The sequence below is a fragment of the uncultured Streptococcus sp. genome, assembly GCF_963456385.1.
GTDB lineage: Bacteria > Bacillota > Bacilli > Lactobacillales > Streptococcaceae > Streptococcus.
Map to the genome: position 1 here is coordinate 23,163 of NZ_CAUOLF010000023.1, position 17,983 is coordinate 41,145.

Annotated in this window: 18 protein-coding genes; 16 read left to right on the forward strand and 2 right to left on the reverse strand. The window is 43.2% G+C overall.

Annotated elements, in window-relative coordinates; all coding sequences use genetic code 11:
* The first annotated feature begins 38 nt into the window (after positions 1-38).
* The 16 genes from prsA to RP262_RS09465 all read left to right on the forward strand — a co-directional run bounded on the left by prsA (position 39) and on the right by RP262_RS09465 (position 15,406).
* Complete coding sequence (prsA, locus tag RP262_RS09390) at positions 39-1,046, forward strand: peptidylprolyl isomerase PrsA (RefSeq protein ID WP_002904120.1); 1,008 nt, start codon at positions 39-41, stop codon at positions 1,044-1,046.
* 140 nt (positions 1,047-1,186) lie between these two features.
* Complete coding sequence (locus RP262_RS09395) at positions 1,187-1,768, forward strand: LURP-one-related family protein (RefSeq protein WP_311154980.1); 582 nt, start codon at positions 1,187-1,189, stop codon at positions 1,766-1,768.
* A gap of 38 nt (positions 1,769-1,806) precedes the next feature.
* The gene (gene alaS, locus RP262_RS09400; protein WP_311154981.1) at positions 1,807-4,425 is read left to right on the forward strand and encodes an alanine--tRNA ligase; all 2,619 of its coding nucleotides are present in this window, start codon (positions 1,807-1,809) and stop codon (positions 4,423-4,425) included.
* A 242-nt stretch (positions 4,426-4,667) separates the two neighbouring features.
* A complete protein-coding gene (gene argC / locus RP262_RS09405; RefSeq protein WP_311154982.1) occupies positions 4,668-5,690 on the forward strand; it encodes an N-acetyl-gamma-glutamyl-phosphate reductase in 1,023 nt (340 codons plus the stop codon).
* Positions 5,691-5,707: 17 nt separating this feature from the next.
* Positions 5,708-6,901 (forward strand): bifunctional glutamate N-acetyltransferase/amino-acid acetyltransferase ArgJ, encoded by a 1,194-nt coding sequence (gene argJ / locus RP262_RS09410; RefSeq protein ID WP_125342545.1) that lies wholly within the window; start codon positions 5,708-5,710, stop codon positions 6,899-6,901.
* Between the two features lie 11 nt (positions 6,902-6,912).
* Positions 6,913-7,650 carry an acetylglutamate kinase gene (gene argB / locus RP262_RS09415; protein ID WP_125342544.1) on the forward strand — a complete coding sequence of 246 codons (738 nt, stop codon included), beginning with the start codon at positions 6,913-6,915 and terminating at the stop codon, positions 7,648-7,650.
* A gap of 2 nt (positions 7,651-7,652) precedes the next feature.
* Entirely contained in the window at positions 7,653-8,795 is a 1,143-nt protein-coding gene (locus RP262_RS09420) for an acetylornithine transaminase (RefSeq protein WP_311154983.1), read from the forward strand.
* A gap of 156 nt (positions 8,796-8,951) precedes the next feature.
* Positions 8,952-9,161 carry a helix-turn-helix transcriptional regulator gene (locus RP262_RS11205; RefSeq protein ID WP_009659847.1) on the forward strand — a complete coding sequence of 70 codons (210 nt, stop codon included), beginning with the start codon at positions 8,952-8,954 and terminating at the stop codon, positions 9,159-9,161.
* Positions 9,162-9,258: 97 nt separating this feature from the next.
* Entirely contained in the window at positions 9,259-10,023 is a 765-nt protein-coding gene (locus RP262_RS09430) for a DUF3169 family protein (protein ID WP_311154984.1), read from the forward strand.
* 28 nt (positions 10,024-10,051) lie between these two features.
* Complete coding sequence (locus RP262_RS09435; RefSeq protein ID WP_311154985.1) at positions 10,052-10,594, forward strand: DUF3267 domain-containing protein; 543 nt, start codon at positions 10,052-10,054, stop codon at positions 10,592-10,594.
* Positions 10,591-11,292, forward strand: a complete 702-nt coding sequence (locus RP262_RS09440; protein WP_311154986.1) for a type II CAAX endopeptidase family protein — start codon at positions 10,591-10,593, stop codon at positions 11,290-11,292. The genes RP262_RS09435 and RP262_RS09440 overlap by 4 nt, the downstream gene beginning before the upstream one ends.
* A gap of 21 nt (positions 11,293-11,313) precedes the next feature.
* Positions 11,314-11,967 (forward strand): type II CAAX endopeptidase family protein, encoded by a 654-nt coding sequence (locus tag RP262_RS09445; protein WP_311154987.1) that lies wholly within the window; start codon positions 11,314-11,316, stop codon positions 11,965-11,967.
* A gap of 162 nt (positions 11,968-12,129) precedes the next feature.
* Positions 12,130-13,047 carry a diacylglycerol kinase family lipid kinase gene (locus RP262_RS09450; RefSeq protein WP_311154988.1) on the forward strand — a complete coding sequence of 306 codons (918 nt, stop codon included), beginning with the start codon at positions 12,130-12,132 and terminating at the stop codon, positions 13,045-13,047.
* A gap of 354 nt (positions 13,048-13,401) precedes the next feature.
* Entirely contained in the window at positions 13,402-14,337 is a 936-nt protein-coding gene (locus RP262_RS09455; protein WP_002919373.1) for an XRE family transcriptional regulator, read from the forward strand.
* A gap of 71 nt (positions 14,338-14,408) precedes the next feature.
* Complete coding sequence (locus tag RP262_RS09460; protein ID WP_002904134.1) at positions 14,409-15,023, forward strand: DUF6287 domain-containing protein; 615 nt, start codon at positions 14,409-14,411, stop codon at positions 15,021-15,023.
* 77 nt (positions 15,024-15,100) lie between these two features.
* Positions 15,101-15,406, forward strand: a complete 306-nt coding sequence (locus RP262_RS09465) for a hypothetical protein (RefSeq protein ID WP_002900763.1) — start codon at positions 15,101-15,103, stop codon at positions 15,404-15,406.
* A 58-nt stretch (positions 15,407-15,464) separates the two neighbouring features.
* On the opposite strand, the gene nrdF is transcribed toward RP262_RS09465, so the two are convergent.
* Both nrdF and nrdE read right to left on the reverse strand, forming a co-directional pair.
* Positions 15,465-16,424, reverse strand: coding sequence for a class 1b ribonucleoside-diphosphate reductase subunit beta (gene nrdF / locus RP262_RS09470; RefSeq protein WP_002910202.1), 960 nt, complete (start codon positions 16,422-16,424; stop codon positions 15,465-15,467).
* Positions 16,425-16,580: 156 nt separating this feature from the next.
* Positions 16,581-17,983, reverse strand: a 1,403-nt coding sequence (nrdE, locus tag RP262_RS09475) for a class 1b ribonucleoside-diphosphate reductase subunit alpha (protein WP_311154989.1), incomplete at its 5' end; no start/stop codon positions are given.

Consider the following 17,983-nt stretch of genomic DNA (forward strand, 5'->3'; position numbering starts at 1 on the left):
GAAAACGTGAACTTTTAAGAATAAGGAGTCAATATAAAATGAAGAAAAAAATATTTGCAGGAGCTGTGACACTCTTGTCAGTCGCTGTATTAGCAGCATGTTCCAACTCAGAAGGCAAGGACATCGTGACCATGAAAGGAAATACGATTACTGTCAATGAATTCTATGATCAAGTGAAAAACAATGGTGCAGCTCAGCAGGTCTTGCTGCAGATGGCTATCAAAGACATCTTTGAAGAAAAATACGGCAAAGACGTCAAAGACAAGGATGTTAAGGATGCTTTCGAAAAGTCTAAAACGGCTTACGGTACAGCTTTTGCCCAAGTCTTGGCTCAAAACGGATTGACCGAAGATGCCTACAAGGAGCAAATCCGCACCAATATGCTGGTAGAACATGCCGTTAAGAAGGCTGCTGAAAAAGAGCTGACTGACGAAAACTACAAGGCTGCCTTTGAAAACTACACGCCAGAAGTAACGGCTCAAATCATCAAGGTTGACAGCGAAGACAAAGGTAAGGAAGTTCTCGAAAAAGCTAAGGCAGAAGGAGCAGACTTCAGTCAAATCGCTAAGGAAAACTCTACCGATGCTGCCACTAAGGAAAAAGGCGGAGAAATCAAGTTTGACTCTGGCTCTACTGATGTTCCAGATGCTGTCAAAAAAGCTGCCTTTGCTTTGGAAGAAAATGGCGTTTCAGACCTTGTGACTGTGCCAGATTCACAGTATTCAGCAAGCTACTATATTGTTAAGCTGGTTAAGAAGTCAGAGAAATCTTCTAACTGGAAAGACTACAAAGATAAACTGAAAAAGATTATCATTGCGCAAAAAGAAAAAGATACTAGCTTCATCCAAAGTGTTGTGGCGAAAGAGTTGAAAGATGCCAACATTAAGGTTAAGGACAGTGCTTTCCAATCTATCTTTGCTCAGTATATCGAAACGACAGGTTCTTCAACTTCTTCATCAAGTGCTGCCAGCAGCTCAAAGACTTCTGAATCTAGCTCAGCAGCTGAAAGCAGTTCAGCGGAAGCTTCATCATCAGCCGCAGAATAAGGTTGACGAAAAGACAATAAGCAAGTATAATAAGACTGGTGAGAATTGATTTTTCAAGTTCTTAGTTCAGAGAATTGGCGGTGCTGCGAGCCATCTGAGACGGAGAATCATGCTACTCATCTAGCAAAATAGAATACGAAATGAGAATGACAAGTTCATTGAATGAAGGTGGTACCGCGGTTTTTCGCCCTTCGGACAAGGAACTTGTCTTTTATGTTGACTCTGGAGGTAACGTAATGAAAACCTATCTTGTCAAACAGAAATTTCGCTTAGGCGGCGAACGCTTTGATATCAAGGACGATCGAGGAAATGTGGATTACCAAGTGGAAGGCTCTTTCTTTCAGATTCCTAAGACTTTTACTATCTATGATAGTCAGGGACAAATCGTCAGCCAGATTACCAAGACCCTTATAACCCTCTTGCCCCAGTTTGAAATCAAACTCAGCAGCGGGCATAGCTTTTATATCCGTAAGAAATTCTCTTTTTTGCGTGATAAATATAAATTTGATAATTTGGGTCTTCGAGTTGAAGGGAATATCTGGGATTTAAACTTTCGTCTGCTGGATGACAGCAATCAAGTTGTTGCAGAGATTACCAAGGAGCTCTTCCATCTGACCTCTACTTATCAGGTGAGTGTCTATGATGAGACTTATTCAGATTTGGTCATTTCCCTCTGTGTCGCTATTGATTATGTCGAAATGCTGGAAAGTTCTTCGTCATAATGCAATTATTTTTAGAAAAAATTTAAGGAGAAAAAATCATGAAACAAATGTCAAGTGCTCAGGTTCGTCAAATGTGGCTGGATTTTTGGGCAACTAAAGGTCATGCAGTAGAACCATCTGTCAGCTTGGTGCCAGTCAATGATCCAACCTTGCTCTGGATTAACTCTGGTGTAGCGACGCTCAAGAAATACTTTGACGGAACCATTATTCCAGAGAATCCTCGAATTACCAATGCTCAAAAGGCCATTCGGACCAACGATATTGAAAATGTTGGAAAGACTGCCCGCCACCATACCATGTTTGAAATGCTGGGCAACTTCTCTATCGGTGATTATTTCCGTGATGAAGCGATTGAGTGGGCTTACGAGCTTTTGACTAGCCCTGAATGGTTTGATTTCCCCAAAGACAAGCTCTACATGACCTACTATCCAGACGATAAGGACTCTTACAACCGCTGGATTACTATGGGCGTTGAGCCTAGTCATTTGATTCCGATTGAGGACAACTTCTGGGAAATCGGTGCGGGACCTTCTGGGCCGGATACAGAGATTTTCTTTGACCGGGGTGAGGCTTTTGATCCAGAAAATATTGGGGTCCGTCTCTTAGAAGAAGATATTGAAAATGACCGTTATATCGAAATCTGGAATATCGTCTTGTCACAATTCAACGCTGACCCTGCTGTACCGCGTAGCGAGTATAAGGAATTGCCACATAAGAACATTGATACGGGCGCAGGTTTGGAGCGTTTGGTCGCTGTTATTCAAGGTGCTAAGACCAACTTCGAGACCGACCTCTTTATGCCAATCATTCGTGAAGTAGAGAAACTGTCCGGCAAGGTCTATGACCAAGATGGCGACAATATGAGTTTCAAGGTTATCGCAGACCATATCCGCTCGCTCTCCTTTGCAATTGGTGATGGGGCTCTTCCTGGAAATGAAGGCCGCGGCTATGTCCTTCGTCGTCTTCTTCGTCGTGCTTCAATGCATGGCCAAAAGCTGGGTATCAATGAGCCTTTTCTCTACAAACTTGTTCCAACTGTGGGCAAGATTATGGAAAGCTACTATCCAGAAGTCCTTGAAAAGAAAGACTTTATTGAAAAGATTATCAAGAGTGAGGAAGAATCTTTTGCTCGTACTCTGCACTCAGGTCAACATTTTGCCCAAGGCATCGTAGCAGACCTGAAAGAAAAAGGTCAAACAGTCATCTCTGGTCAAGATGCCTTTAAACTCTACGATACTTACGGTTTCCCGCTGGAGTTGACTGAGGAAATTGCTGAAGAAGCAGGCATGACTGTAGATCGTGCTGGCTTTGAAGCGGCTATGAAAGAGCAGCAAGATCGGGCACGTGCTTCTGTTGTCAAGGGTGGTTCAATGGGCATGCAAAATGAAACCCTGCAGGCTATCACCGTAGAGAGTGTCTTTAACTACGAAAAAGAAGAGCTGACAGCTGAACTCCTTGCTATCGTGGCGGATGATGCAGCAGTCGAAGCTGTTGAGACAGGAACAGCTGCCCTCATCTTTGCAGAAACACCATTCTATGCTGAAATGGGTGGTCAGGTAGCCGACCACGGTCAAATCTTTGATGGAGCAGGCAATCTGGTAGCGCAAGTAAGGGACGTACAAAAAGCACCAAATGGTCAGCCACTACATACTGTAGAAGTCTTGGCTCCTATAGCTCTGGGTCAAAGCTACAAACTGGAAATTGACCACAGCCGTCGCCACCGTGTGATGAAAAACCACACAGCAACTCACCTCTTACATGCAGCCTTGCATAATGTTCTTGGTAACCATGCAACCCAAGCAGGCTCTCTGAACGAAGTAGAATTCCTGCGCTTTGACTTTACGCATTTCCAAGCGGTGACAGCAGAAGAGCTGCGCTCTATTGAGCAAGAAGTCAATGAGAAAATCTGGGAAGCTCTTGCCATTGAGACAGTGGAGACGGATATTGACACGGCTAAGGAAATGGGTGCCATGGCGCTCTTTGGTGAAAAATATGGTAAAGAAGTTCGTGTCGTAACCATCGGCGACTACTCAGTCGAGCTTTGCGGAGGAACTCACGTAGGCAACACTTCTGAAATCGGCATTTTCAAGATTGTCAAAGAAGAGGGTATTGGATCTGGAACTCGCCGTATCTTGGCAGTCACCAGCAAGGAAGCTTTTGAAGCCTACCGCGAGGAAGAAGAGGCACTCAAGGCTATCGCAGCGACCCTCAAGGCACCGCAAATCAAGGAAGTGCCTCACAAGGTAGAAGCGCTGCAAGAGCAGCTACGTCAACTCCAAAAAGAGAACGCAGAGCTCAAGGAAAAAGCAGCAGCAGCGGCCTCTGGTGAAGTCTTCAAGAATGTTCAAGAAGCAAATGGACATAGCTTTATCGCTAGTCAGGTCTCTGTTTCTGATGCAGGTGCCCTGCGTACCTTTGCGGACACTTGGAAGCAGAAGGACTATTCAGATGTTCTCGTACTGGTCGCAGCAATTGGTGATAAGGTCAATGTTCTTGCAGCCAGCAAGACCAAGGACGTCCATGCTGGTAATCTGATTAAGGAATTGGCACCGATTGTAGATGGTCGAGGGGGCGGTAAGCCAGACATGGCTATGGCCGGCGGCAGCAAGCAATCAGCTATTCCAGACCTGCTAGCAGCAGTTGCTGAGAAGTTGTAATATTAGATAACAGATAGATGAAAAGGTCTGCTCTTTGGGCAGACCTTTTTCTGTGCTCTTAGGTCGCTTACTCATCTGTATGAGAAGCAAATAAGCCGCTTTAAGGCAAGAAATCATGAATGTTCTTTCACATAATTAATTATATTTCCAAAAATATTGCATAAAAATACAGAAAATACTTGACAAAGGGAAAATATGCGAGTAAAATAAAACGCATATTTATACGGAGGTATTTTAATAATATGCGAATTTCGATTGTAGGAATAACTGGTTATTCAGGAATGGAACTCCTCCGTATTTTGTTGCAACATCCGCAGGCAGAAGTCGTTTCCCTTCATGCCAGCCAAGATATGGAGTCTCCTGTGTCAGAGCTTTATCCTCATTTGAAGGAGATTTGCGACTTGAAAATAAAAGCTTTTGACAGTCAGGAAATTATGCGACGAGCAGATCTTGTTTTCTTTGCAACATCAAGCGGAGTGGCTAAAGATTTGTCAAAAGACTTTGTAGAAGCGGGATTTCCAGTCATTGACCTATCTGGCGATCATCGTTTGCCAGGGAATATTTATAAAAAATGGTATCAGAAAGAGCCAGCTGAAGACTACGTTCAAAAAGAGTTTATTTATGGGCTGTCTGAGTTTACAGATGTCAGAGGGAAGCGATTTATTGCCAATCCTGGCTGCTATGCGACTGCTACAGAGTTGGCCTTGATTCCCTTGCTGCAGGCTCATGCTATTGAGCTAGACTCCATTATTGTTGATGCCAAGAGCGGTTTGACAGGGGCGGGGAAAAATCCAGCTGCATCCAGCCATTTTGTCCATGTGCACGATAACTATGTGACTTACAAGCTGAATCAGCATCAGCATATTCCTGAGATTGTGCAACAGTTGCAACGTTTTGATGAGGGATTGGAGCAGATTCAGTTTTCAACTTCCCTCATTCCGCTCAATCGTGGCATCGTAGCGACGGTTTATAGCAAGTTAAAAGAACCTTTGACTCGAGAAGAGCTGGCTGCTATTTACCAAGAATGCTATCAGGACAAGCCTTTTGTCCGTATCCAAACAGCTCTTCCGAATCTGCACCAGGTTGTCGGTACTAATTATACAGATATTGGTTTTGATTATAATCCTGTGACAAATATTTTAACTGTCGTGGCTGTGCTGGATAACCTGATTAAAGGGGCTGCTGGTCAGGCGGTTCAAAATATGAATCTGATGCTGGGCTTCCCTGAAACAGATGGTCTGCTCAGTCAACCGTCCTATGTCTAGATGAGAAAGGGTTAGATATGAAGATTATTGATGGAACGATTGCCAGTCCGCTAGGCTTTTCGGCTGACGGTTTACACGCTGGCTTTAAGAAAAAGAAGTTGGATTTTGGCTGGATTGTCTCAGAAGTGCCGGCCAGTGTGGCAGGAGTCTATACAACTAATAAGGTCATTGCTGCTCCGCTTCTAGTGACCAAAGCATCGATCCAAAAGAGCCAGAAATTGCAGGCAATAGTGGTTAATTCTGGTGTTGCCAATTCCTGTACAGGCCAGCAGGGACTGGACGCTGCCTATGAGATGCAGCGATTGACTGCTCAAAAGCTGAAGATTAAGCCCGACTTGGTAGGCCTGGCTTCTACAGGAGTCATCGGCGAGCAGCTTCCAATGGATGCTCTGAAAAATGGCCTGTCACAGATTCTGGTGAGTGGCAAGTCAGAAGATTTTGCTGAAGCTATCTTGACGACGGATACTTGTACCAAGACCTGTGTAGTCACAGAAGAGTTTGGCTCAGATCTGGTGACGATGGCGGGAGTAGCCAAGGGCTCGGGCATGATTCATCCGAATATGGCGACCATGCTGGCCTTTATTACCTGTGACGCTAATATTTCCAGTGCTACCCTGCAAGCGGCTCTCAGTCAGCATGTGGAGACGACTTTCAACCAAATCACTGTGGATGGAGATACATCGACCAACGACATGGTGCTAGTCATGGCAAACGGCTGCCGACAAAACGAAGAAATTCTGCCAGATACGGAGGAATTTGAAAAGTTTTCTAAGATGCTTCGCTATCTTATGGCTGACTTAGCTAAAAAAATTGCCAAGGATGGCGAAGGAGCAACCAAGCTGATTGAAGTTAATGTGCGGCACGCCAAGGATGAACAGAGCGGGCGTATGATTGCCAAGAGTGTCGTTGGCTCTAGCTTGGTCAAAACAGCTATTTTTGGTCAAGATCCCAATTGGGGCCGAATCTTAGCAGCTATCGGCTATGCGAGAGCAGATGTCTCAGTGGACAATATTGATATTTGGATTGAGGGGATTCCAGTTATGCAGGCTTCTAGTCCTGTGGCTTTTGACACCGAGGAGACTAGTGATGCCATGGCTGGGGAGCTGTTGACCTTGACGATTGATCTACACGATGGGGACGCTGAAGCTCAGGCCTGGGGCTGCGATTTGTCCTATGATTATGTGAAAATCAATGCCCTCTATAGAACCTAAGGAGAAATGCAATGAAAGATGTGATTGTTATAAAAATTGGTGGTGTTGCTGCGCAAAAGCTGTCTACCAAGTTTATCAAGCAAATGCAAGCGTGGATAGCAGCTGGTAAGAAAATTGTGGTCGTTCACGGGGGCGGTCTGGTCATTAACCAACTTATGAAAGAGCGCCAGATGCCTACTCGCAAGGTTAAGGGGTTGCGGGTGACAGCTAAGTCTGACTTGCCCATCATTGAGCAAGCCCTGCTAGGTCAAGTCGGCTGGACGCTGACACAAGAACTGAACGACTCAGATATTGAAAGTCTTCAGCTGGTTTCACATTTGGGAAAGACAGTTTCGGCAGATTTTATCGATAAAGAGCTCTATGGCTATGTCGGTCGGGTGAAGGCGATTCAAACTGCCTATCTAGAGCAGCTGCTGGCTGCGGACATAGTCCCGGTGCTGGCTTCGCTAGGAGAAAATGCTACTGGCGAGCTCTTAAATATCAATGCAGACTATCTAGCTGCGGCAGTTGCTAGCAGCTTGCAGGCAGAGAAGCTAATCCTGATGACAGATATAGAAGGGGTTTTAGAGGACAAAAAAGTCCTGCCCCAGCTTCTGACCAGTCAGGTTTCCAAGAAGATTCAGACAGGTGTCATCAAGGGCGGCATGATTCCTAAGATCGAGAGTGCTGTTCAGACTGTGCTTTCCGGTGTCGGGCAGGTTTTGATTGGCGATAATCTTTTGACAGGCACCTTGATAGCAGAGGGATAACGATGACTTATTTATTTGAAAACTACAAGCGGGCGCCTATTGAGTTTGTTAAAGCAGAGGGCTCCTATCTGATTAACAATGAGGGAAAGACTTATTTGGACTTTTCATCGGGGATTGGCGTAACCAATCTTGGCTTTCACCCGCAGGTCCAGCAAGCTTTGATCCAGCAAGCAGGGCGCATCTGGCACAGTCCCAATCTCTATCTTAGCTCTCTGCAAGAGCAGGTGGCTCAGGAACTGGCTGGTTCTTATGATTATTTGGCTTTTTTCTGCAATAGCGGAGCAGAAGCCAATGAAACAGCTATTAAGCTAGCCCGCAAAGCTACTGGCAAGCAAGGCATTATCACTTTTCAGCAATCCTTTCATGGTCGGACCTTTGGCGCTATGGCCGCAACAGGACAGGATAAGATTAAGGAAGGATTTGGTGATGGGGTACCCCATTTCAGCTATGCGGTTTACAATGATCTAGCCAGCGTAGAAAAGTTGGTCAATCAGGATACGGCAGCTGTCATGCTGGAATTGGTCCAAGGAGAATCGGGTGTTCGTCCAGCAGAAGCAGCTTTTGTCAAAAACTTGGCTGATTTTTGCCAACGAGAGGGGATTTTGCTGATTGTCGATGAGGTACAGACAGGTATGGGGCGCACTGGTCAGCTTTATTCCTTTGAGTATTATGGGATTATACCGGATATTGTGACACTGGCTAAGGGTCTGGCCAATGGCCTACCCTCTGGCGCTCTATTAGGAAAATCAAGCTTGGCTCCTGCTTTTGGACCTGGCAGTCATGGTTCTACCTTTGGTGGCAATAAATTAGCCATGGCAGCCGCTTTGGAGACCTTGCATATCATGAAAGAAGCGGGCTTTATGGAAGAAGTCAGGTCTAAGAGTGCCATCTTACTGGAGCAGCTGCAGTTTGCTTTTCAGGACCATCCAAAGATTTCTGCTGTTCGAGGCCTGGGCATGATGATTGGGATTGAAACAAGTGCCAGTCTGTCAAAGATTGTTGAAGCCGCTCGTCAGAAGGGCTTGATTATCCTGACAGCCGGAGAGAATGTTATCCGTCTCCTGCCGCCTTTGACTATCAACAGGGAGGAAATTCAGCAAGGGATTGCTATTTTAAAAGAAGTATTTTCAGAATTAGATGAATAAAGGAAAAGGATTCAGTTTGAGCTGGATTCTTTTTTATCTATTATAATGGTGTTCTTGACAATGATTATTATTTTTTTGACAAATATACTTGTCAAAAAGAAAAGAATCTGTTACAATGATTTTATCCAAGGGAGAATAATAAATAAGGAGTTTATGATGCAGCTTAGAAATCGACTCAAGGAGTTGAGGGCGCGTGACGGTCTCAACCAGACAGAACTGGCTAAGCTGGCCGGTGTTTCCAGGCAGACAATCAGCCTTATAGAGAGAGGCGAATATACCCCGTCGATTGTGATTGCCCTTAAGATTGCCCATATTTTCAATGAAAACGTTGAGAATGTCTTTCGGCTGGTGGAGGAAGCAGAATGAAGAACCAATTAAGATTCATTTCAACAGGAGCTAAAACAGTCCTTCAGCCTCAGCATTCTTGTATCATCTATTGTAAAAAAATAAAGGAGAAGAAGTCGTGAAAGAGCAAAAACGTATATCTACACAGAAAAGAGTTTTATATAATGTCCTTATATTTCTAGCTGGAGCTTTAATAGGTGGTCTGTCTATTTTGTTTTCTGAAACTGGTCTGCTAAAAAACATCAGTTGGTCGACTATTTTTTCTGTTCAACTGCTGCGCCAGCTAGGTAGGGCCAGCCTTATCATCCTCTATCCCTTGGTCTTTTTCTTGATTTATCGGACTCGTAAATACAATGAAGCTTATGAAAAAGAAGCAGATGAGGATAAGAATTATGAATGGTACCGCTTAACCTTTAAAAATCTGGAGTATGCGACTATTGTCTTTAATATCAGCAGTGCTATCGTTCTTTTTACGATTTTAGTTGGAGTTGTTTTTATTGGAAATATCACTAATCATAAGAGCCCTCTTCAGTGGAGTTTTATAGATTATGCGATTGCCTTTCTTTATATTATTTTGCAAGTTGTCTTTTTAAAGACAGTTCAGAAGGTGCGGCACTATAAGTTATCAGCCTTTCCGACTACTGAGGAAATAAAAGAATTTGTGCTCTCTTATGATGAATCAGAGCTGCAAGCCAATTATGAACAGTGCTATCTCATTCTCTTCAATGTAAATCAGAGACTTCTGCCAGCCCTCTATGTCATTTTAGGGATAGTTGGAACTTTCACACCCCTCAATGTCGTTTCGGGTTTTGTCATCCTAGTGGTGATCCATATCTATATCAATCTTATGTATTGTCCAATGGTAAGAAAATATTTCAAATAAGCTTATTTCCCGATGAAAGGCGGAAATTATGAAACTACTGAAAGAACTTGATTTTATCCATAATAAAAAGGTCATTCTGGCTCTGAATATAACGGCCGTGCTGCTGCTCTTCCCTTTTCTAGCCCTCTTTACTTGGATTGCCATTCTGATGTATGGCAAGGGCAGCGAAGTTTTTCATTTCTTTGACTTACTCTACCTCCTTGTTCTAATGGTCATCCATGAACTAATCCACGGCTTTTTCTTCAAGGTCTTGGGAGATGAAAATACCAAGGTCAAGTTTGGTTTTAAGAGTGGCATGGCCTATGCGACCAGCCCAGGCAGTCGTTACAGTCGGAAAAGGATGCTCGTCATTATCCTGGCACCTTTCGTTTTGATTAGCCTAGCCCTGACCTTGATCTATGGCTTGCATATTTTAACTGCGGCTTCTTATATCGTCCTTGCTAGCTTCCATGCAGCTGGCTGTGCAGGAGATTTTTTCCTCGCTGCCACTATTCTCCAGCAGAAGGGAGATATTGCTGTTGAGGATACGGAAGTCGGTATCAATATTTATCAAAAGGAGAATACAAAATGAACAACTTCAAATCAACTGCTTTAGGACTTGTAAAATGGATAGGCTTAATTGCTCTTAGCCTCCTTATAAATGCTGCTCCAATGCTATTCTTAAGGCTCGGGAAGAATTTACCTATTTATGCAGAAATCTTATTGGTAGCCTTGTATCTGATTTTAGTTTTCCTGATTTTTCGTAGCTTGTGGCGGCGTTATCAGAAGCGTGTACCTGAAGAAAAGAAAAAATTCAAACAGTCTGGCAAGGACATCGGTTTTGCTTTTCTATTCTTTTTCCTTGCCAGAGTAGCTGCTATTGTCGGTGTTTATCTCAATCTCATCCTGAGCGGCAATTCCCAGACAAGTAATGACAGCGCCATACAAGGGCTAGGGGGAATGATGTCTTCGCAGCATATCTTCTTTGCCTTGCTCTTTGTTGCAACGATTGCTTTTATCGCTCCTATCATGGAGGAATTAATTTTCCGCGGTTTTGGGACTGCCTTCTTTTTCAAAAATAATCAAAAAGTTTTGCCTGCTATTGTGACTTCTGTGGTCTTTACTCTGCCTCATATCACTCAATTGACTGAGTTCCCAATTTATTTTGCACTTGGACTGGTTCTTTATTTATCCTATGCTCGTCGGGGGAATATAAAAGATTCCATGTTGGTTCATATCCTGAACAATCTCCCCATGGCTATAATACTGCTGCTAGCTATGTTTAAGTAAATCAATCTATAAGGAATCACTATGAAATTAAAAACCTTCTTTACTAATTTTGGCCTTTATATACTTGTTCTCTTGGCCTATTTCTATATATTTTCCGCTATAGTTTTCTTCACCATAGTTTCTCTGACAGGAGGAACTTCTCAACTATTGATTTTGCCGATTTTTGTCATACTTGCAAGTCTCTATTCTTTTGCCATGTGGAAATGGTACCAGAAAGATTTGAAACTGGAAATCAAAAATACCAAGCTAACCAGTTCTATCTGGCTACCCAGTGCTCTCTTGCTTGCTTTTATCATCTTCCAGCAGCTCGTTCCTATTAAATCTTCTGCCAATCAGAACACTGCTGTAGAGTTGATTCAGCAGCAGCCAGCCTTTGCCTTCCTATACATGGTAATCTTTGCTCCTATTCTTGAGGAGTTGCTGACACGAGGATTTTTGGCTAAGTTTCTCTTTCCCAACCAAAATAGCTTGGCGAAAATCCTGCTCTATTTAACTGTATCTGCCAGCTTTTTCTCTCTTCTGCACATGCCGGGTAATCTAGTTCAGTTTCTGGTTTACTTCATCTTGGGGGCAATCTTTGGACTAGGCTATCTAGCTAAGAAGGACCTGCGCTACTCAATGGGGCTACATTTGGCCAATAATCTAATTGCCTTTGTTCTCATTGTCTTCTTTTAGTAGAAAAAGTTAAATATACGACAACACTTCTAAAGTTAGACAGAAAAATCTAACGCAAGAAGTGTTTTTCTGTGGAATGGAGTTTAAATACTAAACTGCTTTTCTGGTTTTTCGAAAGCTAGAAGTTTCAAATTCTTGTGAAAGTGTTTTCCAGATGGTATAATGAGCTATCAAACGAAAAGAGGTTTCCTTATGTCTAAAGTCCTATTAATTGTCAACCCTAGCTCGGGAGGCGAAAAAGCCAAGTCCTATGAAGACTTGGCAAGAGAAAAACTGGCAGAATGTTTCGATGAGGTAGTGGTCAAGCATACTGAAAAAGGTGGAGACGCAGCAGCTTTTGCTAAGCAAGCCGCAGAAGACCATTATGATAGCGTCTTTGTCATGGGTGGCGATGGAACAGTCAATGAAGGAATCAGCGGCCTGGCTGAACTAGACTATCGTCCGACTTTTGGTTTCTTTCCACTTGGTACAGTCAATGATTTGGCGCGTGCTCTCGGCATTCCTCTAGACGCTGAAGAAGCCATTCAGAATCTGGATATCAACAAAGTCAAGCCACTTGATATCGGCAAGATTAATGACCAGTACTTTATGAATGTGGTTGCCATTGGAACTATTCCTGAGTCAATCAACAACGTAGATTCAGAAGACAAGACCAAGTGGGGTAAGTTTGCCTACTTTATCTCTGGCTTCAAGCAGTTGATGGATACTAGTTTTTACGAATTTCACTTGAAGATTGATGGAGAAGAGCGTACAATAAAGAGCAGCACACTCTTGATTGGCTCTACCAACTCAATCGGAGGTTTCGAGAGCATTCTCCCTGAAGCCACTGTCAATGACGGCTTGCTGCATCTCTTGTACCTTAAGGATAAAAATCTCTTGGACACCTTGGTTTCTGTGCCGGATTTGATTTCTGGCAATGGAGAAGAAAGTGATAATATCGAGTACTTGACCTTTAAGGAAATCACAGTTGAGTTGGCTGATGCTGATGCTGAGCTTAGTGTCAACGTTGACGGAGATGAGGGCGACCAATTGCCAGTGACGATTCGTGTCCTGCCATCTCATTTGAATGTGTATTGCTAGTTTTTTGTGTTTAGGTTTAAAAAAAAGAATATGGTAGAAGGACTCCAAACTTTTAAGTTTGGGGTCCTTTAATACTTGTAATATACTAATTTTTAGATTTACATCCTTTTCTCAAGTGATGGCGGACGTCAGCGACCTCCTGCAGAGTTCCATGACTAGCTATTGAGCCTAAGGTCTCAATAGCTCCGCTCTACCTAACTGTTGCATCAGTTAGGTAGATTTCATCACTGAGAAAAGGAAGTAATCTTTTTGGAATTTTATTAGTAAAATCTCTCCAGTTATGCTATAATAAATCTAGAATAACATGATAACATAATCAAAAGTTTCCTGATTTATTTGGGAGGGGAATTGGCGATGCAAGGAAAAGAATTTGGACAGCATTTGAAACAGCTTCGATTAAATAAGGGCTGGACTAAGGAACATCTGTGTGGTGATGAGTCAAAGCTTTCTATACGGCAGTTAACGCGTTTGGAGTCAGGCATTTCCCAGCCGACTCTCTCTACTTTAGAATATCTGGCTTCCTGTCTAGAGGTCGATTTGGCAACCTTGATAGGAAACAAAAAAGAAGATGTAGCTCTACCTGCTGATTACCAGCGTTTGAAGTATAAGCTGATTCGGACGACCACTTATGGCAATCCCGAAGTCTTATCTGAATTGGAGCATATCATAGATGAGATCTTTGAAGTTTATTATGATGATTTGCCAGAAGCTGAGCAGAATATAATGGTTATTTTGCAGTCAAAGATTTATACCTATACTTCTGAGAATTTCCAGAAATATGGAATGACTCTCTTTGCCCAACATTTGGATGATTTACAGAGTAAAAAGCATTATGATGTAAATGATTTGCTCTATATTCAGCTCTATCAGATCTATGTGGGAGATGAAGAGGAGATTAGGTCAGCTAAGTTTGATAAGGAATTATATGCAAGAATCGCTCAGCGATTACTGCAGTCAGTTGACTATATTCCAAATGAATATCTCTTTCTCATGCGGGATGCTTTACTGACAATCCCAGGTATTGAGTGCGAGCGAAAAGAGTTCATTTATACAAAAGATACACTCAACAAACTTAATGTAATTATGGAATTGACAGAGGACTATCAAAAGAAACCGCTGATAAGAATGTTAGAGGGAGAATATGAGCTTTTTGTACACAAGGACGAGAAAAAGGCACAACAATACTATGAAGAGGGACTGACGCTGGCAAAATTGTTAGGTCATACTTTCCTATCTAAAAAAATGGCTGAGGAATGGAATAAAGAACTTCGGCTCTATCATCAAGGCTAGCAGGACATGGATGTCCTGTTTTGGCAAAATCTTTCGTGTTATAATTAGGCAAACCTAAAGGAGGTCCTTTTATGAAAAACGCAAAATTAATGTTTCTTGCGACTGCACTCACTTCTTCCATTATCTTGCTTGGTGCTTGCAGTAAACAGCAGGACAAGCAAACATCTCAAAGTAGTAGCTCTAGCCAAACAGTTCAAACTTCTAAATCAGATTCTAAGTCTGAAGCGAAAGCTGTTCCATCAGCTAGCCCAGATGAAACTGATGCAGCGTCAGTATCTTCTGAAGCTCAGCCTAAAAATGAAACAAAGTCTGACACGAAAGACCCAGCCACTCCAGCAGCGGGTATCGATGTCAATGCTTTGGCAGCAGGAGATTTTTCGACTGTAGCCGGTACTTGGCAAAATGATTTGGGGGATGCGATAGTATTGAATAATCAAGGGGTCGTTTCTCATACTCTGAATGGAAAAGAATCCAGCGATTATACTTTACTAAAAGGTCAAGTAAGCGATGGTAGTTATGTATCTACTCTTGCTTATACTGCTGGTAGCAGTAGCGCAACCTTTTTAGTAATTCCAGAAGGAGCTGTTTTGCCTGATACTGGAAACGAGAATCCTAAAGCACAGATTCGAGTTGGACAAGATGCTATCACTGCTTCCCAGCATCCGTATTATCGCGTATCTAATTAGTGACTGCATAAGTGGAGTTAGGGATGATGTTCCTAGCTCCACCTTTATTTGGATAAAAAACATGAAGGGAGGAAAAGATGGCTACTTTAATGATGAAAAAAATAGCTGAGGATTTAAATAAGACTAGAGTATTGGATGAAAATGGAGCTTTGGTAGCTTATTATGCCCTTCTGCCAGCTGACTTTTCTGGTGGTGACAGCAAGCTTTATCTTGAAAATCCAACGAGTCAAAGGCGGATGTATAGAATTTATCAAAATATGAAGCCCTTTTTATTTCCTATTGTCCCAGCTCATGACTGTACCGTGATTTATCTAACATCTGATGTTGGAGTTGAGATTACAGTCGCAGAACATCTGGAAGAATATATCTATGATAGTCAATAGATTAATAGTCAGTCAAAGACCCCCTCTTTCCGTATTTTGGAAAGAGGGGGTCTTTGTCTTATAAACCGTAATTATAGTCGTCATCCTGCATGGCTTCAACTTCGCCTAGCAGGTAGCCGTTACCCACTTGGGAGAAGAAGTCATGGTTGGAAGTACCGGTTGAGATACCGTTCATGACGATAGGATTGACATCGTCTGCTGAGTCAGGGAAGAGCGGATCTTGCCCTAGATTCATCAGAGCCTTGTTGGCATTGTAGCGCAGGAAGGTCTTGACTTCTTCAGTCCAGCCGACTGTGTCATAGAGGCTTTCAGTGTAGCCTTCTTCATTTTCATAGAGGGTGTAGAGCAGGTCGTACATCCATTCTTTGAGTTTTTCTTGCTCGTCTTCTGGCAGCTCGTTAAAGGCTAGCTGGAACTTGTAGCCGATATAGGTTCCATGGACAGACTCGTCACGGATAATCAGCTTGATAATTTCAGCAACGTTGGCCAGTTTGTTATTACCCAGATAGTAGAGCGGAGTGAAGAAACCAGAGTAGAAGAGGAAGGTTTCCAAGAAAACGCTGGCTATTTTCTTTTCCAGAGCTGTACCGTTCAGGTAAATCTCATTGATAATCTCAGCTTTCTTTTGCAGGTATGGATTGGTGTTGGTCCAGTCAAAGATTTCATCGATTTCTGACTTGGTGTTGAGCGTAGAAAAGATAGAAGAGTAGGACTTGGCGTGAACGGACTCCATAAATTGGATGTTGTTGAAGACAGCTTCTTCGTGGGCTGTGCGGACATCCTTGCGCAGGGCATCCACACCAGACTCAGACTGGAGGGTATCCAGCAGGGTCAGGCCACCGAAGACCTTGCCGACTAGGTCTTTTTCCTTGTGGGACAGCTTTCTCCAGTCATCCAGGTCATTGGATAAGGGAATCCGCGTATCCAGCCAAAATTGCTCAGTCAGTTTTTCCCAGGTGGACTTATCGATGACATCTTCGATAGCGTTCCAGTTAATGGCTTTGTAGTAAGTTTGCATTCTTTCTCCTTTAGTAGATGGTACGACCTGATGGGGTATCAGCTATCACTTCTTGGATACTACCCCAATACTCCACGATTTTACCTTCCTGTCAATGATGGGGAAGGTAAAATTGTGACATGGTCGAATTTCCTTTTCTTTTTCTAAAATCTCTTGTTAGATGACACAGCTTTCACATTGGTTGGCACCTACTTCGCCCCCATCATCAGTGAAAGTACGGACGTAGTAGATGGACTTGATACCCTTGTTGAAGGCATAGTTACGTAGGATAGAAAGATCGCGGGTTGTTTGCTTGCTTTCTTTTTTCCATTCGTAGAGGCCCTGAGGGATATCGCTGCGCATAAAGAGAGTCAGGGAAAGACCTTGGTCTACGTGCTCAGTTGCGGCTGCATAGACATCGATAACCTTGCGCATGTCCATGTCATAAGCACTGGTGTAGTAAGGGATAGTCTCAGTTGACAAACCAGCAGCAGGATAGTAGATCTTACCGATTTTCTTTTCTTGACGTTCTTCGATCCGTTGAGTAATTGGATGGATTGAAGCAGAAACATCATTGATGTAGCTGATGGAGCCATTTGGTGCAACAGCTAGTCGGTTTTGGTGGTAGAGACCATCAGCCTTGACCTTGTCGCGCAACTCTGCCCAATCTTCTGAAGACGGGATAAAGATGCCTGCGAAGAGTTCTTTGACACGGTCAGACTTAGGTACAAATTCACCTGTCAGATATTTGTCAAAGTAAGTACCGTTAGCATAGTCAGATTTTTCAAAGTTATGGAAGGTCACGCCACGCTCGCGAGCGATATTGTTAGACTCGACTAAGGTCCAGTAGTTCATGAGCATGAAGTAGATGCTGGTGAACTCTACAGCTTCCGCTGATCCATAATCGATCAGCTGCTGAGCCAAATAGCTGTGCAGTCCCATAGCTCCCAGACCAAAGGTGTGCGCCAGACTGTTACCATTGTCGATAGAAGGCACAGCTGTGATGTGTGAGCTGTCAGTGACAAAGGTCAGGGCGCGTGTCATGGTACGGATGGATTTTCCAAAGTCAGGCGATGTCATCATGTTGACAACGTTGGTAGACCCTAAGTTACATGACACATCTGTCCCTAGGTGAAGATACTCTTGCGCATCATTCAAAAGGCTAGGTTCTTGTACCTGTAGGATTTCAGAGCAAAGGTTACTCATGACGATTTTACCGTCAATTGGATTTGAACGGTTGGCCGTATCAATGTTTACGACATAAGGATAGCCAGATTCTTGTTGGAGTTTGGAAATTTCTGTTTCCAAATCACGGGCCTTGATCTTGGTCTTAGTGATATTTGGATTAGCGACCAATTCATCGTATTTTTCAGTGATGTCAAGGTAGGCAAATGGCACTCCATACTCACGTTCAACAGAATATGGGCTGAAGAGGTACATTTCTTCATTCTTACGCGCCAATTCGTAGAACTTATCCGGAATGACAACACCGAGTGAGAGGGTTTTAACCCGAACTTTTTCGTCGGCATTTTCTTTCTTGGTAGAAAGGAAAGAGATGATATCTGGGTGGAAAACATTGA